At 45.8% G+C, this 22,121-nt stretch carries 21 protein-coding genes and 1 pseudogene; 17 read left to right on the forward strand and 5 right to left on the reverse strand.

Going from position 1 to position 22,121, the window contains the following annotated elements; genetic code table 11:
* The first annotated feature begins 26 nt into the window (after positions 1-26).
* On the forward strand, positions 27-1,010 hold the full coding sequence (locus AB1F57_RS02945; protein WP_105138498.1) for a rhodanese-related sulfurtransferase: 984 nt from the start codon (positions 27-29) through the stop codon (positions 1,008-1,010).
* Positions 1,011-1,086: 76 nt separating this feature from the next.
* Here the strand turns inward: AB1F57_RS02945 and AB1F57_RS02950 are convergent.
* The 5 genes and pseudogenes from AB1F57_RS02950 to AB1F57_RS02970 all read right to left on the reverse strand — a co-directional run bounded on the left by AB1F57_RS02950 (position 1,087) and on the right by AB1F57_RS02970 (position 4,484).
* A pseudogene (locus AB1F57_RS02950) lies at positions 1,087-2,195 on the reverse strand (IS630 family transposase).
* Between the two features lie 428 nt (positions 2,196-2,623).
* A complete protein-coding gene (locus tag AB1F57_RS02955) occupies positions 2,624-2,950 on the reverse strand; it encodes a hypothetical protein (protein ID WP_167786056.1) in 327 nt (108 codons plus the stop codon).
* Positions 2,947-4,050, reverse strand: coding sequence for a DUF3278 domain-containing protein (locus AB1F57_RS02960; protein WP_367986062.1), 1,104 nt, complete (start codon positions 4,048-4,050; stop codon positions 2,947-2,949). The genes AB1F57_RS02955 and AB1F57_RS02960 overlap by 4 nt, the downstream gene beginning before the upstream one ends.
* A gap of 11 nt (positions 4,051-4,061) precedes the next feature.
* On the reverse strand, positions 4,062-4,280 hold the full coding sequence (locus AB1F57_RS02965) for a hypothetical protein (RefSeq protein ID WP_167786054.1): 219 nt from the start codon (positions 4,278-4,280) through the stop codon (positions 4,062-4,064).
* Positions 4,281-4,295: 15 nt separating this feature from the next.
* Positions 4,296-4,484, reverse strand: coding sequence for a helix-turn-helix transcriptional regulator (locus AB1F57_RS02970; RefSeq protein WP_105122471.1), 189 nt, complete (start codon positions 4,482-4,484; stop codon positions 4,296-4,298).
* 207 nt (positions 4,485-4,691) lie between these two features.
* Here AB1F57_RS02970 and rsmH point away from each other — a divergent pair, with 207 nt between their 5' ends.
* The 16 genes from rsmH to AB1F57_RS03050 all read left to right on the forward strand — a co-directional run bounded on the left by rsmH (position 4,692) and on the right by AB1F57_RS03050 (position 21,926).
* A complete protein-coding gene (rsmH, locus tag AB1F57_RS02975) occupies positions 4,692-5,642 on the forward strand; it encodes a 16S rRNA (cytosine(1402)-N(4))-methyltransferase RsmH (RefSeq protein WP_367986063.1) in 951 nt (316 codons plus the stop codon).
* A 9-nt stretch (positions 5,643-5,651) separates the two neighbouring features.
* Positions 5,652-5,975: a cell division protein FtsL gene (ftsL, locus tag AB1F57_RS02980; RefSeq protein ID WP_167786052.1), complete on the forward strand. Its 324-nt coding sequence runs from the start codon at positions 5,652-5,654 to the stop codon at positions 5,973-5,975.
* Positions 5,975-8,224 carry a penicillin-binding protein PBP2X gene (pbp2X, locus tag AB1F57_RS02985; protein WP_170239077.1) on the forward strand — a complete coding sequence of 750 codons (2,250 nt, stop codon included), beginning with the start codon at positions 5,975-5,977 and terminating at the stop codon, positions 8,222-8,224. Before ftsL ends, pbp2X begins: the two co-directional genes overlap by 1 nt.
* Positions 8,225-8,231: 7 nt before the next feature.
* A complete protein-coding gene (gene mraY / locus AB1F57_RS02990; protein ID WP_167786050.1) occupies positions 8,232-9,230 on the forward strand; it encodes a phospho-N-acetylmuramoyl-pentapeptide-transferase in 999 nt (332 codons plus the stop codon).
* 167 nt (positions 9,231-9,397) lie between these two features.
* A complete protein-coding gene (locus AB1F57_RS02995; RefSeq protein WP_105138508.1) occupies positions 9,398-10,975 on the forward strand; it encodes an ABC transporter substrate-binding protein in 1,578 nt (525 codons plus the stop codon).
* Positions 10,976-11,267: 292 nt separating this feature from the next.
* Positions 11,268-12,227, forward strand: coding sequence for an ABC transporter permease (locus AB1F57_RS03000; RefSeq protein ID WP_174852694.1), 960 nt, complete (start codon positions 11,268-11,270; stop codon positions 12,225-12,227).
* Entirely contained in the window at positions 12,227-13,060 is an 834-nt protein-coding gene (locus tag AB1F57_RS03005) for an ABC transporter permease (protein WP_367986064.1), read from the forward strand. Before AB1F57_RS03000 ends, AB1F57_RS03005 begins: the two co-directional genes overlap by 1 nt.
* A complete protein-coding gene (locus AB1F57_RS03010) occupies positions 13,060-13,920 on the forward strand; it encodes an ABC transporter ATP-binding protein (RefSeq protein ID WP_367986066.1) in 861 nt (286 codons plus the stop codon). Before AB1F57_RS03005 ends, AB1F57_RS03010 begins: the two co-directional genes overlap by 1 nt.
* Positions 13,913-14,794, forward strand: a complete 882-nt coding sequence (locus AB1F57_RS03015) for an ABC transporter ATP-binding protein (protein WP_105138512.1) — start codon at positions 13,913-13,915, stop codon at positions 14,792-14,794. Before AB1F57_RS03010 ends, AB1F57_RS03015 begins: the two co-directional genes overlap by 8 nt.
* Before the next feature lie 85 nt (positions 14,795-14,879).
* On the forward strand, positions 14,880-15,569 hold the full coding sequence (locus AB1F57_RS03020) for a gamma-glutamyl-gamma-aminobutyrate hydrolase family protein (protein ID WP_105138513.1): 690 nt from the start codon (positions 14,880-14,882) through the stop codon (positions 15,567-15,569).
* A 173-nt stretch (positions 15,570-15,742) separates the two neighbouring features.
* Entirely contained in the window at positions 15,743-16,624 is an 882-nt protein-coding gene (locus tag AB1F57_RS03025) for a MetQ/NlpA family ABC transporter substrate-binding protein (RefSeq protein WP_167786043.1), read from the forward strand.
* 73 nt (positions 16,625-16,697) lie between these two features.
* Positions 16,698-18,077 carry a M20/M25/M40 family metallo-hydrolase gene (locus tag AB1F57_RS03030; protein WP_105160330.1) on the forward strand — a complete coding sequence of 460 codons (1,380 nt, stop codon included), beginning with the start codon at positions 16,698-16,700 and terminating at the stop codon, positions 18,075-18,077.
* Positions 18,070-19,131, forward strand: coding sequence for a methionine ABC transporter ATP-binding protein (locus tag AB1F57_RS03035; protein WP_170242202.1), 1,062 nt, complete (start codon positions 18,070-18,072; stop codon positions 19,129-19,131). Before AB1F57_RS03030 ends, AB1F57_RS03035 begins: the two co-directional genes overlap by 8 nt.
* A gap of 1 nt (position 19,132) precedes the next feature.
* The gene (locus AB1F57_RS03040) at positions 19,133-19,825 is read left to right on the forward strand and encodes a methionine ABC transporter permease (RefSeq protein ID WP_105137974.1); all 693 of its coding nucleotides are present in this window, start codon (positions 19,133-19,135) and stop codon (positions 19,823-19,825) included.
* Between the two features lie 81 nt (positions 19,826-19,906).
* Positions 19,907-20,992 carry an iron-containing alcohol dehydrogenase family protein gene (locus AB1F57_RS03045; protein ID WP_170239086.1) on the forward strand — a complete coding sequence of 362 codons (1,086 nt, stop codon included), beginning with the start codon at positions 19,907-19,909 and terminating at the stop codon, positions 20,990-20,992.
* Positions 20,985-21,926: an L-lactate dehydrogenase gene (locus AB1F57_RS03050; protein WP_367986067.1), complete on the forward strand. Its 942-nt coding sequence runs from the start codon at positions 20,985-20,987 to the stop codon at positions 21,924-21,926. The genes AB1F57_RS03045 and AB1F57_RS03050 overlap by 8 nt, the downstream gene beginning before the upstream one ends.
* The last annotated feature ends 195 nt before the right edge of the window (positions 21,927-22,121 follow it).

Below are 22,121 nucleotides of genomic sequence, written 5' to 3' on the forward strand. Positions count from 1 at the left end.
TGCAAAGATTAAAGGAGAATCACACCATGTCAAAAGACATTCGCGTATTGCTATATTATAAATATGTTCCAATCGAAAATGCGGAAGCTTATGCAGCTGAGCACTTGGAATTCTGTAAATCGATTGGTCTCAAGGGTCGTATCTTGATTGCTGATGAGGGCATCAACGGTACTGTTTCTGGTGACTATGAAACAACTCAAAAGTACATGGATTATGTCCATGCTAACCCGCTTTTCAGCGACCTTTGGTTTAAAATTGATGAAGAAAATGAACAAGCATTCAAGAAAATGCACGTTCGCTATAAGAAAGAAATCGTACATTTGGGTCTAGAAGACAATAACTTCGATAGTGATATTGACCCGCTTGAAACAACAGGTGCTTACTTGTCACCAAAAGAATTCAAAGAGGCGCTTCTGGACGAAGATACCGTTGTTTTGGACACCCGTAACGACTATGAGTACGACCTAGGTCATTTTCGTGGCGCAATCCGTCCTGACATTCGCAACTTCCGTGAATTGCCACAATGGGTCCGTGACAATAAGGAAAAATTCATGGACAAGCGTGTCGTGGTTTACTGTACAGGTGGCGTCCGCTGTGAGAAATTCTCTGGCTGGATGGTCCGCGAAGGCTACAAGGATGTCGGCCAATTGCATGGCGGTATCGCAACTTATGGTAAGGATCCAGAAGTTCGTGGTGAACTGTGGGATGGTAAGATGTATGTCTTTGACGAGCGTATCGCTGTGGATGTCAACCACGTAGATCCGACAGTTGTTGGTAAGGACTGGTTTGACGGCACACCATGCGAACGCTATGTCAACTGTGGCAATCCATTCTGTAATCGCCGCACGCTCATGTCAGAAGAAAATGAGCACAAGTATGTTCGTGGATGTTCTGCAGAATGCCGTGCCCATGAGCGCAACCGTTACATCTCTGAAAACGGCTTGACCCGCGAAGAATGGGCAGCACGTTTGGAGGCAATTGGTGAGAGCTTGGCACCAGTGCATGCTTAATTATATGTAGGAGTTTGGAGAAATCCGAGCTCTTTTTTTCTGCCATTTTCTGGAACCTTACACTTAATACTCATACTCAACTAAAATCAAAAATAGCCAAGCTCCAATCTCTACGTACAATTGATTTGAGTTGAGAAGGAGATAGGTTTTGAATAACCTCTTGAAGTTTATCAATAATCTCATTCAAGCTTCTAAATATCTTATTCTTGAAACCACGTTTGCGGATTTCGGCCCAGACTTGCTCAATAGGGTTCATCTCTGGTGTGTAAGGTGGAATAAAGGTAAATTCTATATTCTCAGGGATATTCAATGTCTGAGATTTATGCCAGATGGCATTGTCCATGACTAGAATAATGTAGTCATCTGGATAAGCTTCAGACAATTGGTGTAGAAATTCATTCATCCAATCACTATTACAACCACCTGCTATGATGAAAAATGATTCTCCTGAGTGGGCGTCCACAGCACCATAACAATAGCGATATTCACTGATATGGTGACTTGCTACACTAGGTCTATACCTTTTGTAGTCCAAGATTTTCCTAGTTTACTAATAGGACAAAGACCCGCCTCATCCTGATACATAAGGCGGATTTTTTGATACGATCTCCCATTAATAAAGCGCTTACTCAACCTCTTCTCGCACAAAAATTTTATTTTTAGACGCTAAAATGGCTTCCGCGTCTGCTTTTTTAAGATGTTGGGGGCGTGGGCTGACTTTTTGTTGCTTACTGCGTAAGCTTTATCTCCCACCTCAAAGAATCTCTTGATTCTTTGACCCAACCATGGCGTTTTAAGAGAGCGTATAATCCTTCTCGAGTCGTTTTTCGACCAACTTTTGCCTGATAGGCTGCCAAAAGAGAATTAATGTCACCAATTCTCCCTTAAGAGCAGAAGAAAGTTGCTCATTCAGGAATTGTTCTTCCTCTTCTTGTGTCATGTAGGCGCGACGACATCCACCACGATTGTCAGTAAGGAGTGCCTGTAAGCCTCCGTCAAGATAGCGATTCAAGAGGTTTCGAACTGTTTGATGGACAAAGCCCACTGATTTTGCGCTAGCTGTTAGGCTCTGGTTTTCTGAGTAAAGAATGAGAGCCTGAATTTTTCTGTGATGTGGGCATTTGTCTTGTCTCTGAGGGCTTGTTTTAATTTGTGAACTTGAGTGGGGGTGAGTTTGTTTGTCATAATACCATTAAGCCACTATTTTTGATTTTTGTTACGTATAAGAAATAATTGTCCGAAGACAAAGAAAAAGTTCGAGCTTGTACATCTCGAACTAGGTTCTTTTGAAAATTGACGGCAGTAAAAGTAGTAGTAACCAGACCAGGGAGGCTAGGAGCAGAGCAGGTCAACATGCCCCGTAGCATAGCCCACTGCCGGGGTTGAAAGGATTCCCAATGCAGCGATAAGACGAAGAATACTGTTGTGTCTGTATAGAACCTATCCCACTGAGGACTTGGTCTCCACTAAATGGAGAGTAAAGATAGGAATAGACAGGATGAACAATATTATCATGGGTTTGGGCTGATTGGTCAGAAAGTCATCAATGAGCAGACTAGTAAATGTCAGGTAGTCTATGGCGAAGTGAAGGAGGGGGGTTCGATTTCATGTGTCTACTCCTTTTTGTTAATAAGGTAGACGAGGTAGAGTCCCATTGCCAATGGGAACAGGAGTCCGATTGGCTTGACCTTTCCTAGCCAGACCCCAATACCAAATACCAGAAGCAAGGCTAGCAGAGCGACGACGATTTGGAGGAGGTAGTAGGCAATATCTTCTTGACTAGGTGACACACGCAGGCTAATGGTGATAGGGACGGTGAGGAGGCTAGGAGAGGCAAAGGGCTCTGGGGCCCAATAGGAGACCAGGCAAATGCTGGCAACGAAGATATAAATGATGCAGTATAGAATGGACTGTCGTTTAGTTGATAGGTGATTCTTCATTTTTTCCTCCTCTCCATTTTCCGTTGGTTTTCTTGGTCTTCCAGTCGTTTGACATAGTTGGTAGCAGAGATGACGATGCTTGCAAATAGTCCCATAAAACCAGCGTAGAAGAGGTTTTTAGGTTGGAAGAGAGTTTCGAGGACAGGACCATTGCTGTCAAACAAGTCTGAGACACTAGAAAAAATCAAGCTGAATAGGCTGACACCAATTCCCCAACGAAAGGGGTGGGGATAGGTTCGGGCTTGCTCCTCTGGACTGATTTCTTCAGGGTCGAATTGACTAAAATCACAGTTGAGCATCTGGACGCTGAGCACAGCGATGAGAATAAAGAGAATGGCACCGAGCAGGATAGGATACCAGGTTGCAACCTCGGTTGTATAGCGAACAGCTAGCATAAAAGCGACAGCATTGCTTATCAAAAGAAACCAGCTTAGATAGACAAAAGCAAGACCGCCAATTTCATCAGCCTGTTCCCGCCGGCATTCATCCAAGGGACCTCGCACACCGTAGAAATGTTTGATAAGCTTGGTCATCCAGGGTTTTTCTTTTTTGGAAATAGCAGAGCTACTAGTCAGATTTTGAGCCTGTTTCTGGCGATAAACTAACTGAATGTGAGTCACAATCCCCACGAAGATACCGCCTAAACAAGCTGCGAAGAAAAAGCGAGGAGTGGTCAGATTGGTTATGAAGTCCATGTCTTTGTCCATCCAGGCCCCGAAAAAGGCATTCCCGAGATACATGACCAGAGTGAAATATACAGCGAATTTCACACTAGCCCACTTGAGGCCACGTACCTCTTTCTCCGACAAATCCTCCCTATCTAGTGCAGTCAGCTGGCTGCGATAGCTTTGGAGAGCCAGATAGCTCTGAAGTCCTAGCAAGATGATTTCTAAAAAGACTGGGTAGCCGTAGCCAACCTGCTCCGGAAATCGTTTGGACAATGAGAGAGCCAGAAGAAGAGTAAACAGGAGTCCGATGAAGAGGAAGATGAAGGCCATATTGCCCAATCTCATGACCTCTTTGCGGCGAAATTCATCCAGCGGACCTGCGATGCCGTAAAATTGTTTGATGAGCTTGTTTTGAAAAGTTTCCTTGTTCATAGCCTGTCTCCTTAGTTGAGATTGTACCGTTTGATGAGGTAGGGTGTGATGTGATGAGTCGCTAGGAAGTAGACCAATCCCATAATGGCAACCTGAAGCCAACTGGTTGGTTTACTTGCTTGAGCAAGGAAATGGTCCAAGCTATAATCAGCGATATTCCAAATGGCCATCAGAAGAAGGAAGAGAATGGTTGAGAGGTTAGAGCATACGAGTGTTCTTTTGTTTTTCATAGTGTTCTCCTTTCTTTAATCAATCCAAAAAAGGCTGTTGAGGTCGGTCTGTAGGATCTTGGCTAGGTTGATGCAGAGGTCCAGCGAGGGGTTATATTTGTCATTTTCAATCATGTTAATGGTTTGACGTGAGACTCCGATAGCCTTGGCTAATTCCAGCTGGGACAAGCCGAGTTCCGTTCGGAAGGATTTGACACGATTCATATGACCTCCTAACTTATGTCACATATATGCGACATCTCCGTATAAAATTTTTTGAGGACGTCTCCTCCATTTTTGTCAAATATATCTGACATGTTTCCTAATGTTATTATAAGAAAATCTTAAAGAGATGTCAACTATAATTGACATATTTTTTGTAAAAAGTTTGCAACAACTTTTTGTATTGTTTTGTGGTACAATAGATAAGATATGACCAAGGAATTTAATCACACGACGGTTCTCTTGCGTGAGACCATCGACATGCTAGACATCAAACCAAATGGAATTTATGTGGATGCGACACTGGGTGGGGCAGGGCATAGCGAGTACCTGCTAAGCCAGCTGACAGAAGGTGGGCATCTTTATGCCTTTGACCAGGATCAGACGGCCATTGACCATGCCCGCATCCGCCTGGCTCCCTATATTGAAAAGGGACAGGTGACCTTTATCAAGGATAATTTCCGCAATCTAAGGGCGCGTTTGGCTGAGCTGGGTGTGACGGAGATTGATGGGATTTGCTATGATTTGGGTGTTTCCAGTCCCCAGTTGGATGAGCGAGAGCGTGGCTTTTCCTATAAACAAGATGCGCCTCTGGACATGCGGATGAACCGAGAAGGGCATTTGACGGCCTATGATGTGGTCAATGGCTATGACTACCATGACCTGGTGCGGATTTTCTTCAAGTATGGAGAAGATAAATTTTCCAAGCAAATTGCGCGCAAGATTGAGCAGGCTCGCCAGGTCATGCCGATTGAAACGACGACAGAATTGGCGGAGCTTATCAAGTCGGCCAAGCCAGCCAAAGAACTCAAGAAAAAAGGCCATCCTGCCAAGCAGATTTTCCAGGCCATTCGGATTGAGGTCAATGATGAGCTGGGGGCAGCGGATGAGTCCATTCAGCAGGCTATCGATTTGCTGGCGGTGGGAGGACGGATTTCGGTCATTACCTTCCATTCTCTGGAGGATCGCCTAACCAAGCAATTGTTCAAAGAGGCTTCGACAATTGATGTTCCCAAAGGCTTACCCTGTATCCCAGATGATTTGAAGGCACCACTTGAATTGGTCATAAGAAAGCCAATCTTGCCAAGTCAAGAAGAATTAGACAGTAACAACCGTGCGCATTCAGCCAAATTGCGCGTAGCAAAGAGAGTGCATAAGTAGGAGTAAGCTATGTTGCAGGAAAAACGTAGAGAAACGACCATGCGTCTGATTAGTGAAAAAATCAAAACCTTTAACCGCGTTGAAAAGGCTTTTTATGCTAGCCTGGTATTTACAGCGCTGTTCTTGGCTATTGGGGTTATTTTCATCCAGACCAAGCTCTTGCAGGTGCAGGGCGAAATGGCACGGGTCAATCAGCAAATCAACTCCAAGCAGGTCGAAATTGACGATACTAAGCAGGCTATCCAGGAATTGACGCGCTCGGGTCGATTGATGGAAATTGCTGAAAAAGAAGGATTGACCTTGGACAATAATAATGTAGGGGTTGCCGAATAATGCAGACGAGACGAAAGAAATTATTACGGTACATATTGAAACAACGCTACCGGCCTTCGCAGAACCGGCGTAGGGTCGGTCAGAACCTGATTTTACTCAGTATTTTTACCTTTTTGGTTTTCCTTATCAACTTTGCTATCATTATTGGGACCGACTCCAAGTTCGGAGTGGATTTGTCAGTGGCCGCTAGTCGTGTGCACCAGCAAGAGGTAACAGTTCAAGCAAGGCGTGGGACCATCTATGATCGACTGGGCTTCCCAATCGCAGAAGATTCGACCACCTATACGGTCTATGCAGTCGTTGATAAGAATTATGTATCAGCTTCCAATGAGATTTTATATGTAGAGTCGAGCCAATTCTCCAAGGTGGCTTCTATTTTTAAAAATCTTCTAGATATTGATGAGGAGTATGCTCTCAAGCAATTGAAGCAGCCAGAATTGAGCCACATTTACTTTGGTGCTAAGGGGAAAAATATTTCCTACAATACCATGATGACCATTAGTCAGGAAATGGAAGCGGCCGGCATTAAGGGCATTAAGTTTAACATGAGCCCTGGTCGAATGTATCCAAATGGGAATTTTGCCTCAATTTTCCTTGGATTGGCGACGCCTGATGAAAATGAAGATGGAAGTTATAGCTTGAGCGGCAAGACAGGCATGGAATACTACCTCAATAGCATTCTCGCAGGTCAAGATGGCAAGATTATCTACGAGAAAGATAACAAGGGCCGGATTCTGCCTGGAACAGAGGACATCAGGGTTCGGCCAGTAGATGGCCAAGATGTTTACACGACCTTGTCAGCTGATTTGCAACGCTCTCTTGAAACCAATATGGACATTTTTATTGAAAATGTTAAAGGAAAATATGCGTCAGCTACCATTATGTCTGCCAAGACTGGGGAAATTTTAGCAACAACTCAACGACCAAGCTATGATGCGGATACAAAAGAAGGGTTAGCTGATAAAGATTTGCTCCAGTACTCCCTTCTGTATCAGGCCAGTATGGAGCCAGGTTCGACCATGAAGGTCATGACCTTGGCATCAGCAATCGATAGCAATGTCTTTGATCCTAATCAGATGTATGTCAATAATGGCTATACCATTGCGGATGCAACGATTAACGACTGGACGGTCAATGGGGGAGAGTCTGCTGTTTCCCTCAATATGGCCCAGGCATTTGCCCTATCTAGTAACGTTGGGATGACCATGTTGGAACAAAAAATGGGCAATGAGAAATGGTTGGACTACCTAGCCAAGTTCCGTTTTGGCTATCCGACACGTTTTGGAATGGGGTCTGAAAGTGCAGGCCTCCTGCCGGGCGACAACATCGTAACCATTGCCATGTCTTCATTCGGTCAGGGTATTTCAGCGACTCAGGTCCAGATGTTGCGGGCCTTCTCGGCTATTGGTAACGACGGAACCATGTTGCAACCCAAGTTCATCTCAGGCTTGTATGATCCAAATTCCGATTCGGTGCGTATTGCCAAACCTGAGGTGGTTGGCCATCCTGTTTCTGAAAAAGCAGCTTCAGATACACGGGATTACATGATCACAGTTGGGACTGATCCAGTTTTTGGTACGCTCTATAACAAGTGGACTATGTCTCCTGTTATTCAGGTCAATGGTTATGATGTAGCAGTAAAATCAGGTACTGCCGAGATTGCCAAGGAAGAGGGCGGAGGATATATTCAAGGGGAATACCTAAACTCAGTAGTTGCAATGATACCTGCTGAAGATCCAGAATTTATCATGTATGTAGCCTTGAGAGAGTCAGAATCCTTTACTGGATTGGAGTGGGAGGATATATTTAATCCAATACTGAAAGAAGCTATGTTATTGAAAGATAATTTAAACTTGGATAATGTTGCTCCTTCATTGCAGTTTGTGGAAAATGAAACTGAGTATAAGTTGCCAGATGTTATTGGTCAAGGCCCAGGCACAACTGCTGAGGAATTGCGTCGTTATTTAATTCAGCCAGTTATTGTAGGGAATGGTTCCAAAATAAAGAAAGTATCCGTAGATGTTGGAACAAATCTTACTTCAAACCAGCAAATTCTCTTGCTGACAGATTCAGTAGAGGATATGCCAGATTTATATGGTTTGACAAAAGAAAATATGGATATTCTTGCAGAATGGCTAGGTCTTGAAGTCACTTATGAAGGAGCAGGTTCGATGGTTGTTGAACAGAGTATTGAGTTTGGTACAAAAATCAGTAAACACAAAAAAATAACGATTACACTAGGAGAGTAAAATTAAAATGCAATTTACACTATTATCGGGATTGGTTGCTTTTTTAGCAACGGTGATTCTGATACCACGCTTTATTACTTTTTATCAAGCCAAACGCATCGAAGGGCAACAGATGCACGAGGATGTGAAACAACATCAATTTAAGGCAGGAACCCCAACCATGGGAGGGACGGTTTTTCTAGTTGTTGCTATCTTGGTTACATTTATTTTTGCTGCTAGCCTTAACATGTTAACTGGCGGTGTTTTAGCCATTCTCTTCATCCTTGCACTCTATGGATTGGTTGGTTTTTTGGATGATTTCTTAAAAATATTTAAAAAAATTAATGAAGGTCTTAACCCTAAACAAAAATTAGCCTTACAGATTTTAGGTGGACTTGTTTTCTACTTTGTCCATGTCAATGCTACTGGGGGAGGTGAACTGAATGTCTTTGGTTACCTGCTTGACCTGGGCCCCTTCTACATTGCCTTTGTCCTTTTCTGGTTGGTCGGCTTCTCAAATGCGGTCAACCTGACAGATGGTATTGATGGCCTAGCTTCGATTTCGGTCGTGATTAGCTTGGCAGCCTATTCCATCATTGCTTTTATCAATAGGCAGTTCGACATTTTACTGGTCTGCCTGACCATGATTGGTAGTCTGCTTGGCTTCTTTGTCTACAACCGAAAACCCGCAAAAATCTTTATGGGGGATGTCGGTTCGCTAGCACTGGGTGGCATGCTAGCTACGATTTCAATCGCTCTGCGTGTGGAATGGACCCTGCTCCTCATCGGCTTTGTTTATGTCCTTGAAACGTCATCCGTTATGCTACAGGTGTCCTATTTCAAATACAGCAAGAAAAAGTTTGGAGAAGGTCGTCGGATTTTCCGCATGACTCCTTTCCACCATCACTTGGAACTAGGCGGTTTATCTGGCAAATCCGAAAAATGGAGCGAATGGAAGGTAGACTTCTTCCTTTGGGGTCTTGGCCTTGGAATGAGTCTATTGACACTTGCGATTTTATATCTGTAAATAACAAATACTCTCAGTCTTGGACGTGTAGCTTCTAGGACAGAGAGTTTTTTCTTTGAAGACGATCTGTATAGATAAATTTTAAGTCTTCATAAATTTTATATATTGGTCAAGTCAGCTGATTCTTGGTAAACTAGTACTACTTTTGTAAAATGGAGGAAAATGACATGAAAAAGAAATGGCTTACTGGCCTCTTATCAACTGTAGCAGTTTTGACCTTGGCGGCTTGCGCCAATGGCGGAGCGTCCAATACAGGTTCTAGCTCAAAAGCTGCATCATCAGCAGATACGGAAACCTTTACCTATGCTATCGACGGCGACCCAAGTTCGACCAACCCGCTTAACACCAGCGACCGTTGGGGCTTGACCTTGACCAATTTTATCTACTCGCCATTGATTCGTATCGAGGCAGACGGTAGCTATGTCAATGAATTGGCAGAATCTTACGAGATTGCAGAAGACGGCCTTAGCATCACGGTTAAACTCCGCCAGGATGTTAAATGGTCAGACGGCGAAGCCTTTAACGCAGATGATGTTGTCTTTACTTACAATGAAAAAGTGAAGAAAGAAAATGGTGGTTCAGACGGCCTTTATATCAACGACCAACCTGTGACGGTTGAGAAGGTAGATGACTATACGGTCAAATTCGTCCTTCCAGCAGTGTCTGCACCTGCCTTGGACAATATCGTAGCAGAGACCTACATTATCCCAGAGCACATCTTTAAAGATGAGGCAGACCTGTCTGTTAACCAATTGAAGGCAACCCCTGTCGGTACAGGACCTTACAAATTTGTAGAGTACAAGAATGGTGAGTATATCAAGTTGGAAGCCAACGAGAACTACTACAAGGGTGAGGCAGAAATCGACAATCTGGTCCTTCGTATTATCGAAAGCCCAGATACGACTAAGGTTGCTCTTCAAACAGGTGAAGTAGATGCAGCCTTTGTTCTTCCAGCGGTTATCAAGGACTTGGACAAAGATACACTTGAAACCTATGCTTATAGTGAAAACCGTGTTGGCTACCTGGGTCTCAATACGACGACTGAAGAGTTGAAGGATGTCAAGGTCCGCAAGGCTATTCTCTTTGCACTAAACAAGGATGAATTCAACCAGGCAGCTTACTTGGATAAGGAATACTATGAGACACCTTATTCTTTCCTTCCAGTTGCCAACCCATACAAGACAGATGATGTTGAAAAATATGAGCAAAATGTTGAGAAGGCCAAAGAGCTCTTGGCTGAAGCAGGTGTCAGCAATCTGACCCTCAACCTGGGTTACAACTCATCTGACGCAGCACAAACCCTACAAGCAACCTTGATCCAACAGCAATTGGCTGCTATCGGTGTAACGGTTGAATTGGCTGGTGGCGATTCATCTGCCCTCTTCACAGAATTGCGCAAGGAAGGCTCAACAGCCTACAATCTCTTCCTGGGTGGCTACATCATGGGGAATGACCCAGATCAATATGCTCGTCTCTTCAAGTCAGGTGGAGCGTCTAACTACTTCAAATTGACTTCACCAGAAATTGACGGCTACTTTGCAGAAGGCGCGGTTGAGCTGGATAAGGCTAAGCGTGAAGAAATCTATGACAATTTGCAGAAAGAATTGGCTGACCAAGCGGCTATCTACCCAATTGTGGACAACAAGAAAATCTTGGCTGTTAACAAGCGTGTGAAAAATGTCGAAGAGGCTGGTTTGATTCCAATCTTTACCTTTGAAGATCCGTCTAAATTGACGATTGAATAAGGGAGTTTCTTGTTCAACAAGACGAATGGGCCTGACTAATCTTAGTCAGCCCATTCAAACAATAGTGGGAAGTTAGGTCCGAACTTTATAAGAACCTGTATTCACAAGTATGGTACATTTAGATAGGAAATAGTTTTTTGCACATCAAGGCCGTTTTTTCTAGAAATACTGACTGTATTTCTAGAAAAACGAACGCTGAGTGGCAGAAAAATAGCCTTAGCTAAAGGTGCCGAGCTGTGAATACAGGTTCTAGGGTTTTGGCCGGCTCCCTTTTCGTGTTTTTGGAGGAACTATGTTTCGTTATATTGTAAAGAGGATTTTGCAGGCCATTCCTCTCTTATTACTCATTTCCTTTATCGTCTTTTCTCTGATTCAATTGGCCCCCTTTGATGTGATTGATTCCATGACAACGCCCAATATGGATCAGGAGCAAATTGACCTGCTCAAGGAACGGTATGGGCTCAACCAACCTTTCTTGGTTCAGTACGGCATCTGGCTAAAGGGCCTCTTGACAGGGGACCTTGGTTTTTCTCTGATGACCCAGCATTCGATTGGGGAGGATTTGGCGGAGAAAATTCCTAATACTATTTCGCTGGTCTTGCCTTCTTACTTGACTGCCCTGGTCTTGGCAGTGGCCTTGGGTTTGATTTCAGCCTCCCAGCGAGGGAAGTGGGCTGATAAGGTTATCGATGCCTTTGCCTCTATCGGGATTGCCATGCCGACCTTCTGGTTTGCCATGATTTTGATTTACCTCTTTGGTTATAAGTGGCGCCTCTTTCCTTTTATCGGTATGTATACCCTGGGCAAGGAAGGAGATTTTATGGATTTTCTCTCCCATTTCACCCTGCCCTATCTGACCTTGACCATGGCTTTCCTGCCAGAATTAATTCGTTTCATCCGGGCATCAGCCATTGTGGAGGTGGACAAGGACTATGTGACCGTACAAGAGGCTTTTAAGGCTAAAAAATCAGAAATCTTCGGCAAGCATGTGGCACGAAATGTCTTGATTCCTGTAGCCACTCAGGTGGGGATGGCCCTGCCTATGTTGGTGACGGGAGCTATCATTACAGAAACCATTTTTGCCTGGCCGGGAGTGGGACCTTATCTGACAGCAGCAACCAAGGCCCTGGACTATCCGGTGATTATGGCGGTTATGCTCCTGTCTGCCAGCCTTGTCATCCTGGGCAATCTCCTGTCGGATGTCTTGTATGCCCTAGTGGATCCCCGTGTCTGGAAAGGAGGAGAAAACTAATGTTGATACTCAAACAATTGAAGGCAACACTCAAAGAATCTCCCCTTTATCTCTTTTCAGTTATCTTTATCCTCTTTTTGGTAGTCCTATCTCTCTTAGCCCCCCTTATCCCTATCGATCCCAATCTGACGGATGTGACGCAGATGAACCAGGGACCGAGTGCGGAGCATTGGTTTGGAACGGACCAGGTCGGGCGTGACTACTTTATCCGCGTTATCTACGGTGGACGGATTTCCCTTTTAGTCGGTCTCATGGCCATGGTCGCCTCGGTGACAATCGGCAGCCTGGTCGGGATAACGGCTGGTTATCTTGGCGGAAAATGGGACAATGTCATCATGCGGATTGTTGAAGTTCTGTCTTCTATTCCCTGGCTTGTTTTGGTCATCGTGCTCAGCGTCTTCTTGAAACCTGGCTTGTCAACCATTATCATTGTTATTGGTGGCTTTTCTTGGATGAGCATTGCCCGAATTTTACGGGCAGAGACCATGAAAGCCAAGGTGGCAGACTATGTTGGCTATGCAGCCTTTATCGGTGTAAAAAAGCGGAAAATCATCTGGCGCCATATTTTACCAGCAATTCTCCCAACCTTGATAGTAACGGCATCGACCAGCATTTCGTCGGCCATTATGACGGAGTCTGCCCTCAGTTTCTTGGGAATGGGGATCCAGCAACCGCTGGCTTCTTGGGGAAGTCTCCTGCAAAATGCCCAGTCAACCTTGCAGAGTGCTCCACATATGGCAATCCTGCCTGGACTTTCTATCCTTCTGACCATTTATTCCTTTAACAATATCGGTGACTTGATTCGTGATTGCCTAGAAAGAGAGGTCTACTAATGACAGAGAATTTGATTAGCTTAAACAACCTGACCATTACCAATCAGAAACGGACCTCTCAAATGGTCTTGGTGGACGATATTGACCTCAGCATTCCCAAGGGAAAAATCGTCGGTATCGTTGGCGAGTCGGGTTCTGGAAAGAGCTTGACCATGAAGTCTCTGATGGGGATTTTGCCCAAAGGTTTGGAGGCAAGTTATAGCAGCTTTGAGATGAACGGACAGGCTGTTGACAATCCAAAAGCTCTGCCCTTGTCCATGATTTTCCAGGATCCTATGACCTCTCTCAATCCCTTGCGGACCATTGGTTTTCATCTGAGGGAAGTGGTGCGTCGTTTCCAGCCAGGTTTGAGCAAGGACCAGGTGGAAACAGAAATATTATCGATTCTAGAAAAGGTTGGTATTGCGGACCCAGCTTTACGTCTCAAGCAATTTCCCTTTGAGTTTTCAGGTGGTATGCGGCAGCGGATTGTCATTGCTATGGCTTTATTAGCCAAACCCCAGCTCTTGATTGCAGATGAGCCGACAACGGCCTTGGATGTGACTATTCAGGCTCAGATTTTGGCCCTGCTCAATGAGTTGCAGGAGTCCTTTGGCTTGACCATTGCCATTGTCAGTCATGATTTCAGTGTGATTGCTGGCATTTGTGACCTGGTCTATGTTATGCGTCAGGGCAAGGTGGTAGAGAAGGCTAATGTGGAGACCATTTTTGCTGAACCGCAGCATGCTTATACCCAGGCCCTGCTCAAGGCGGCTCGTTTGGAAACCTTTGACGGCAGCTTGCCAGTAGATAGTCCGACCAGTCAGTTGGTTGAGGTCGGTCCGGACCATTGGGTAAGAAAGGAGCAAGCAGATGCCTAAAGATATTATGGTAGAAGTTGCTGGTGTCAGCAAGACCTATCGGAAAAAATCCTTATTGGGTCAAGAACAGGTGGTTCAGGCCCTGAAAGATATTGACCTGTCCATTTTCAAGGGGGAAACCCTGGGCTTGGTAGGTGAGTCAGGTAGTGGGAAATCAACCCTGTCCAAGATTATTTTGGGACTGGAAACAGCCAGCCAAGGGGACATTCGTTTTCCAAGCCTATCGGATCAGGAGCTGAAAAAACAGGCCTTGCAGGTCATTTACCAAGATCCCTATTCGTCTCTCAATCCCTACCTATCAGCCTTGGAATTGGTCAAGGAACCCCTCTACGCCCTGCCCAAGGAAGAGGCGGAAAGCAGGGCCTTGGCTATTCTGGAGCGGGTGGGAATCAGTGGGAATGAGGTCCACAAGCGTCCCAAATCCTTTTCAGGTGGTCAACGTCAGCGGATTGGGATTGCACGGGCGGTCGTCTCGCAGCCTCAGTTTGTGGTCTGTGATGAGCCAACATCAGCCTTGGATGTTTCCATACAGGCGACCATTTTGGATTTGCTACGGGGCTTGCAGGATGAATTTGGTTTGACCTATCTCTTCATCTCACACGATTTGACCTTGGTGCGGCACTTTGCAGATCGGATTGCTGTCATGTATAAGGGTAGTCTGGTCGAACTGGGTTCTGCGTCAGCTATTTTCCAAAATCCCCAGCACGCCTATACCCGCTATCTGCTAAAGTCCAATCTGAGTTTGGATCCAGCCCAGGCCCGGCAGGAATTGGCTGATTTGGCAAAGAATAAGCAGAGCCACGACTTTGTCACTCAAGGTCAGTGGTTAGAAGTGGAGGAGGGACATTTTGTCCTTTCAATCCCTGATAAATAAAATTTATAACGAGATTGAGAATCTATATTAGACGATGTTTCTTGCTCGTGATAGAATAATAAAAAATTGATAGAGAGGATTTCCTATGAAGAAGGTTGTGATTGGTATTTCGGGTAATGAACAAGAATTTCCAAGCAAATCGGGCCGTCATTATGTGACGGTGGCGCGTGAATTATCAGACGGTGTGCGCCAGGCTGGTGGCTTGCCAATCGTGATTCCTATGGGAAATCCGGATTCGGCCAAGGATTACATTGACATGGTGGACAAGTTGATTTTATCTGGTGGTCAGCATGTAGACCCTAGCCTGTATGGCCAGGAAAAAGAGATTGACAGTGACGATTATTTGTTGGCGCGTGATGAGTTTGAATTGGCCTTGATTAAGGAGGCTCTCCGTCAGGGCAAACCGATTTTTGCGGTCTGCCGTGGGATGCAGTTGCTCAATGTGGCCCTGGGTGGTAGTCTGGAGCAGTCCTTGGAGGACCATTGGCAGAATGATTGGGCAGGAACCTCTCACCAGCTAGAAGTCGAGGCCCATAGCCGTGTCAGCCACCTCTTTGCTCAAGGTAGTCAAATCAATTCCTTCCACCACCAGCGGATCAAGGAATTGGCACCTGGTTTAGTAGCAACAGGACGTGATCCACGAGATGGGACCATTGAGGCTTATGAAAGCAAGGGCAAGCAGGCCCTCTTTGGCCTTCAGTGGCACCCAGAGTTCTTGTTTGAGGATTGCCGTCAACACCGCGAACTCTTCCAATACATTGTTGATCGATTTTAAATTAACCAACTGCTCGTAAGAGTGGTTGGTTTTTGCATGTTTTCAAAAGCTATAGTGAAACTGGGTTTTGGTATAGTTAAAACTTATAACTATCTATAAAAAATACCAATTGGTCAGATTTCATTTTCTGTGTTAAGATAAATACAGTTCAAAAATTAAGGAGGTTACTTTCTATGAAACTTAAAAAATTATTTACCTTTGCAGCAACAGCTGCCCTATCCATTGCGACACTTGCAGCATGTGCTCCAGCATCTGAATCAGGTTCAACTTCTTCAGATGCAGCGGAAACAACCTTGAAGGTTGGTATCATGACGCGCAACACTTACACGACTGATGTTTGGAACAAGGTTACGGAAAATGCTGCCAAAGAAGGTGTGAAGTTGGAGTTCACAGAATTCACAGACTATTCACAACCAAACAAGGCCTTGGCTGAGGGCGATGTGGATGTCAATGCCTTCCAACACATTTTCTTCTTGGATAACTGGAACACAGAAAACGGTGAAAACTTGCAGGTTGCGGGCTACACTCTTTACAGCCCAATTCGTTTCTACTCAGGTATCGCAGACGGTAAAGACAAGTATACAGATGTCAAAGACCTTCCAGAAGGTGCTGAAATCGCAATTCCTAACGACCCAACAAACGGTAGCCGTGCCCTCTTCTTGCTTGAGTCACTTGGCTTGATCAAGTTGGAAGTGAAAGACGGTGACTTGGCATCACTTGCTGATATTACTGAAAATCCAAAAAATATCAAAATCACTGAATTGGATGCTAGCCAAACAGCTCGTTCATTGGAATCAGTTGACGGGGCAGTTATCAACAATAACTACGCTCAAGAAGCAGGTATCGATACAGACACTGCCTTGTATATCGAGGAAAAAGGTCCAAATACAAAAGTTTGGTACAATGTTATCGCTGCTCAAGACAAGTGGGAAGAGTCAGACAAGGCTGACGCGATCAAAGCCCTTGTCAAAGCATACAACACTGATGAAGTTGGTAAGTTGATTGAGGACGGCTCTAAGAAAACAGATTTCCCAATCTGGAATGAAGCAGAATAAAAAGAATTAAACAACAGGATAGAGGCTGGGAGACCCCCAGCTTCTCTTCCTATTTTTGGAGGAGGTAGAAAAAATGGGACAGACAAATGAGCAGGCACAAATCGCAGCCTTCCAGGAAGACAAGATTGTCCAGGAGGGGATTGGGCATCTGAGAAAACTGATTAGTATGAAATCTATCTTTGCCCAGCAGATTGGTCTTTTGGAGGTTGCTACTTACCTCAAGAATTTGTTTGAAAGTGCAGGGGCAGAGGTTATCTTGGACCAGTCTCATACGGCTCCTTTTGTCATGGCTCGTTTTGCAGCGACGGTGCCCAATGCCAAGACCCTGATTTTCTACAACCACTATGACACAGTGCCGGCTGATAGTGACCAGATTTGGCTCAAGGGGCAACCCTTTGAACTGACAATGGACGAGACCCACATGTATGGCCGCGGGGTGGATGACGACAAGGGGCATATCACGGCTCGCCTATCCGCCCTTCAGAGCTATCAGGCTAAGCACGACGGTCAACTACCGGTCAATGTTATTTTCATCATGGAAGGTGCTGAAGAGTCGGCATCGGTTGATTTGGATAAGTATTTGGTCAAGTACAAGGACCAGTTATCAGGTGCAGACCTGCTCATCTGGGAACAAGGTCACCGAAATGCCCTCAATCAGCTAGAAATCGCTGGTGGAAACAAGGGAATCGTGACTTTCGATGTCTCTGTCCAATCGGCAGAGCTGGACATTCATTCGTCCTATGGCGGAGTGATTGACTCCGCTAGCTGGTATCTCTTGTCCGGCCTCCAGTCCCTCCGAAGTCCAGATGGTCGTGTTCTGGTGGATGGTCTCTATGACCAGGTTCAGGAGCCGAATGAGCAGGAGTTAGCCTTGGTAGAGGAGTTCGCCCTGACCAGTCCTGAAAATCTTACGGAGATTTACAGCTTGACCCTGCCAACACTCTTGGAAGAGCGAAAAGCATTTTTGAAACGCCTTTATTTTGAGCCGTCCATTACCATTGAGGGTCTTTCCACAGGCTATCTGGGCCAGGGAGTCAAGACCATTATTCCAGCCCAGGCTTCTGCCAAGATGGAGATTCGTCTGGTACCGGATTTGGATCCTCAGGATGTGCTGGACAAGGTCCGTCAACAGCTGGTGAAGAATGGCTTTGACAGGGTTCAGGTCGATTTCACCCTAGGCATCAAGAGTTACCGTAGCGACATGACTGCGCCAGCCATTGCCAAAGTTATCGAGTTAGCTAAAAAGTTGACGGTTGACGGGGTTTCGGTGCTGCCAACCTCGCCGGGGACAGGCCCTATGCATACGGTCTTTCATGCCCTGCAGGTGCCAATTGCTGGATTTGGACTGGGCAATGCCAATAGCCGAGACCATGCGGGCGATGAAAATGTAAAAATTGCTGACTATTATAGTCATGTTCAACTAATTGAGGAGTTAATAGCAAGTTATGAGTAAGGAAATGATTAAGCTAGATAATATCGATGTGACCTTTCATCAGAAAAAGAGAACGATTGAGGCAGTTAAGGATGTGACCATCCATATTAACCAAGGAGATATTTATGGAATTGTCGGCTATTCTGGGGCGGGGAAATCAACCCTGGTCCGTGTCATCAACCTCTTGCAGGTGCCGACAGCAGGTAAAATCACTATTGATGAAGATGTGATTTTTGAAGGTGATAAGGTTACGTTGACACCAGCCCAACTGCGAATCAAACGCCGTGAAATTGGGATGATTTTCCAGCATTTCAATCTGATGGCCCAGATGACTGCTGCGGAAAATGTGGCTTTTGCCCTCAAGCATTCTGGCTTGACCAAGGAAGAAAAGGCAGCCAAGGTTGCCAAGCTCTTGGACCTGGTTGGTTTGGCGGACCGAGCAGAAAACTATCCGTCTCAACTCTCAGGTGGCCAAAAGCAGCGGGTTGCTATTGCGCGTGCCCTTGCCAATGATCCCAAAATATTGATTTCTGACGAGTCAACCTCTGCCTTGGACCCTAAAACAACCAAGCAGATTCTGGCTCTCTTGCAAGAACTCAATGAGAAATTGGGCTTGACCATTGTCATGATTACCCATGAGATGCAGATTGTCAAAGACATTTGCAACCGGGTGGCGGTGATGCAGGATGGTCAGTTGATTGAGGAAGGATCTGTACTTGAGATTTTCTCATATCCTAAGCAGGAATTGACCCAGGACTTTATCAAAACAGCAACAGGAATCGATGAAGCACTGGTCAAAATTTACCAGCAGGGGATTGTGCAAAATCTGCCGGAAGACAGTCTTCTGGTCCAACTCAAGTATTCGGGTGCCAGCACGGATACGGCTATTGTCAATGATTTGTATAAGATGTACCGGGTGACATCCAATATTCTTTATGGAAATATTGAGATTTTGGACCACACGCCAGTGGGTGAGCTAGTCGTTATCTTATCAGGTGAGCCTGCCCAATTGCACCATGCCTTGGAGGCTGTGGCAGAGGCACAGGTAGAAGTGACTGTTTTGAAGGGAGCGTAAGATGAATCAGTGGATTGAAACAACATTTGAAAATGTGATAAAAATGGGCTGGGATACGCCTTACGGTTGGTTGCCAGCCATTCAGGCGACCATTTATATGACCTTCTGGTCCTTTATCTTTGGAGGCCTTTTGGGCCTGGTCGGAGGTCTTCTTTTGGTATTGACAGGCCCTCGTGGCATTTTGGAAAACAAGTATGTGTTCTGGATTTTGGACAAGGTGGCCTCTCTTTTTCGGGCGGTTCCCTTTATCATCCTTTTGGCTGTCCTCAACCCTGTAACCCGTGCGATTGTGGGAACAGGTATCGGTCTCAAGGCTGCCTTGGTCCCTCTGTCCCTGTCTGTATTTCCATTCTATGCCCGTCAGGTTCAGGTTGTCTTGTCAGAGTTGGACCGGGGTGTGATTGAGGCAGCCCAGTCAGTAGGAGCCACTATTCCTGATATTATCAAGGTTTACCTACGCGAAGGTCTGCCAGACTTGATTCGTGTAACAACCCTGACTCTGATTTCCCTGGTTGGTTACACAGCTATGGCAGGTGCCATTGGTTCCGGTGGCCTAGGTAACGTCGCTATTTCCTATGGTTATAACCGTTCGGATGATGATGTAACCTTGGTTGCGACACTCCTCATCTTGATCATGATTTTCTTCATCCAGTTTGTCGGAGATTTTGTGACCAAGAAAATCAACCATCGTTAATAGACAGAAAACAAAGATGTCGGCTAATGGTTGATATATCTTTGTTTTTTTCATATCATAAATAAAAAAGAGGTGGATAGTATGGAATTTGAAAAATTAGTGCGGGGTGAGCCGGGGCAATATGTGGCATCCAGCGGTGCCATTAAAGAATTGCCAGCAAGATTGGTAATCTTCAAGCAGCCGGTCATTGTGACAGGGCAGAAATCCTATGCGGCCTTTGTCAAACACGGTGGCAATCAACCCAATTGGCCGGTGCTCTTCTATGACCAAACAGCCAGTCATGAAGATATGAATCGCTTGGCAGAAAAGGCTAAAAGTCTAGGTGCGGATGTCTTGATTGGCGTAGGTGGCGGCAAGGTCATGGATACGACCAAGGGGACAGCCGACCGTCTGGGTATTGAGGCAGTTTTTGTACCGACCCTGGTTTCTACCTGTGCCTGCTCGACCCCGCTCTTGGTGGCCTATCATCCAGACCATACCTTCAAGTCTATCGATTACTGCCAAAGATCGGGTTTTATGACGGTGGTGGATTATGACCTACTGTTGGATTCGCCACGGGAGTTTTTCATTTCAGGCATTTCGGATACCCTGGCCAAATGGTATGAGCTGGAGGCGATTCACAGAGGGAAAAATCGTGCGGACTTGCCTGCCCTTGTTCAACTGGCGCTAGCGACAGCCAAGGTCTCGCTGGATATTTTACTTCAGGACACGGAGACAGCTGTTGCGGATTTTGACCAGACCAAACTTAGTCCAGCCTTTCAGCGGATTGTGGATACAACCTTTGCCATTGCGGCTAATGTCGGCTGTCAGACCAGCGACTATGTATCGGGGGCTCACGCTCTTCATAATGGATTGACCCTGCTCCATGAAACCCACAGCATTGCCCACGGACTCAAGGTTTCTTATGGGATTTTGGTGCAATTATGCCTGACGGGTGACAGGGATGAGGTCAGAAAACTCCTGCCTTTTTACCAAAAGAACGGCTATATCTATTCTTGGAAACAGCTGGGTGTGACGGAGGATAAGGCAGCTGCTATGCAAAAGGTGGCTGAATTTGCGACCTCTAGCAAGGAAAGCTACATCAATATTGATCAGAATATTCAAACTCAGGATGTGGTTAAGGCCATGTTGACCTTGGAAAGTCTGGTGGAGGAAGTCTATGGCTAGAAAAATCGGTATCATAGGTCTGGGCCATGTCGGAGCCACCCTCCTGCATGATTTGGTGGCAGGCAATCTCTTTGACGACTATGTCCTGATTGACAAGAATGAAGAGAAACTTGCGGCAGATATTCTGGATATGGAGGACCGTGTGGCCAATACGGGGCAGTCTGCCACTTTCATTGCCAATGATTACAGTGCTCTATCGGACGCAGATATTATCGTGTCGAGCCTTGGGAAAATCAGTCTCCAGGCCAATGCGGCCAATAGCCGCTTTGCGGAACTGCCTTTCACTAGTCAAGAGGTCAAGGAAGTCTCGAGCAAGTTGGTTGCTTCAGGTTTTTCTGGTATTTTGATTGTCATTACGAATCCCGTCGATGTCATCAGTCAGCTCTATCAGACCTATACCGGCTTTCCTCGCGAGCGGGTGATTGGCACGGGTACCTTGCTGGATACGGCGCGGATGAAGCGTGCGGTGGGGCGGCGGTTTGGACTCTCTCCGATAGCCATCTCAGGCTACAATCTGGGTGAGCATGGCAGTTCCCAATTCACTGCATGGAGCCAGGTGGTGGTGGCGGGTCAGCCTATTCAGGCACTTTTGCCCAAGAAAGAGCTGGACAAGCTGGCAGAGGAAGCGCGCATGGGCGGACACACTGTCTTTTTCGGCAAGGGCTATACCAATTTTGCCATCGCAGCGGCGGCCAAACGCTTGGTTGAGGCGGTTTTGGGCAATAGCAGAGCAGTGCTACCGGTTTCTCATTACCAGCAAAAGTACGGGGTTTATCTAGGTTATCCAGCAGTCATCGGCAGAGCGGGCATTGTAGACAGGGTGCGACTAGACTTGACCCAGGAGGAATGTGACCTCCTAGTAGCATCTGCAAAGCAAATCAGTAGTCGAGTAGAGATTGCCCAGACAGGAGACTGGGATAGCTTGAGTTTGTGATATGGTAGTAGACAAAGCCCAGCAAATCTGCTATACTATTCAACAAGAAAGAAGGTTGTTTCAGCATCTTTGTTTAGCGAGCTTGGGAGAGTGGGAGCCGAGCCGGGGTGGAAATAATTGGCGCTTTCAGTGAAAAATTATATAAAATGAAGTAATAAATTAGGGTGGAACCGCGTTCTCAACGCCCCTATGTCG

Origin of the sequence: Streptococcus nasisuis (assembly GCF_040836615.1) — a bacterium.
Classification (GTDB): Bacteria; Bacillota; Bacilli; order Lactobacillales; family Streptococcaceae; genus Streptococcus; species Streptococcus suis_V.

Coding starts and splice junctions, on each gene's coding strand:
- AB1F57_RS02945 (WP_105138498.1), top strand. CDS start 27: ATGTCAAAAGACATTCGCGTATTGCTATATTATAAATATGTTCCAATC.
- AB1F57_RS02955 (WP_167786056.1), bottom strand. CDS start 2,950: ATGAAGAATCACCTATCAACTAAACGACAGTCCATTCTATACTGCATC.
- AB1F57_RS02960 (WP_367986062.1), bottom strand. CDS start 4,050: ATGAACAAGGAAACTTTTCAAAACAAGCTCATCAAACAATTTTACGGC.
- AB1F57_RS02965 (WP_167786054.1), bottom strand. CDS start 4,280: ATGAAAAACAAAAGAACACTCGTATGCTCTAACCTCTCAACCATTCTC.
- AB1F57_RS02970 (WP_105122471.1), bottom strand. CDS start 4,484: ATGAATCGTGTCAAATCCTTCCGAACGGAACTCGGCTTGTCCCAGCTG.
- rsmH (WP_367986063.1), top strand. CDS start 4,692: ATGACCAAGGAATTTAATCACACGACGGTTCTCTTGCGTGAGACCATC.
- ftsL (WP_167786052.1), top strand. CDS start 5,652: ATGTTGCAGGAAAAACGTAGAGAAACGACCATGCGTCTGATTAGTGAA.
- pbp2X (WP_170239077.1), top strand. CDS start 5,975: ATGCAGACGAGACGAAAGAAATTATTACGGTACATATTGAAACAACGC.
- mraY (WP_167786050.1), top strand. CDS start 8,232: ATGCAATTTACACTATTATCGGGATTGGTTGCTTTTTTAGCAACGGTG.
- AB1F57_RS02995 (WP_105138508.1), top strand. CDS start 9,398: ATGAAAAAGAAATGGCTTACTGGCCTCTTATCAACTGTAGCAGTTTTG.
- AB1F57_RS03000 (WP_174852694.1), top strand. CDS start 11,268: ATGTTTCGTTATATTGTAAAGAGGATTTTGCAGGCCATTCCTCTCTTA.
- AB1F57_RS03005 (WP_367986064.1), top strand. CDS start 12,227: ATGTTGATACTCAAACAATTGAAGGCAACACTCAAAGAATCTCCCCTT.
- AB1F57_RS03010 (WP_367986066.1), top strand. CDS start 13,060: ATGACAGAGAATTTGATTAGCTTAAACAACCTGACCATTACCAATCAG.
- AB1F57_RS03015 (WP_105138512.1), top strand. CDS start 13,913: ATGCCTAAAGATATTATGGTAGAAGTTGCTGGTGTCAGCAAGACCTAT.
- AB1F57_RS03020 (WP_105138513.1), top strand. CDS start 14,880: ATGAAGAAGGTTGTGATTGGTATTTCGGGTAATGAACAAGAATTTCCA.
- AB1F57_RS03025 (WP_167786043.1), top strand. CDS start 15,743: ATGAAACTTAAAAAATTATTTACCTTTGCAGCAACAGCTGCCCTATCC.
- AB1F57_RS03030 (WP_105160330.1), top strand. CDS start 16,698: ATGGGACAGACAAATGAGCAGGCACAAATCGCAGCCTTCCAGGAAGAC.
- AB1F57_RS03035 (WP_170242202.1), top strand. CDS start 18,070: ATGAGTAAGGAAATGATTAAGCTAGATAATATCGATGTGACCTTTCAT.
- AB1F57_RS03040 (WP_105137974.1), top strand. CDS start 19,133: ATGAATCAGTGGATTGAAACAACATTTGAAAATGTGATAAAAATGGGC.
- AB1F57_RS03045 (WP_170239086.1), top strand. CDS start 19,907: ATGGAATTTGAAAAATTAGTGCGGGGTGAGCCGGGGCAATATGTGGCA.
- AB1F57_RS03050 (WP_367986067.1), top strand. CDS start 20,985: ATGGCTAGAAAAATCGGTATCATAGGTCTGGGCCATGTCGGAGCCACC.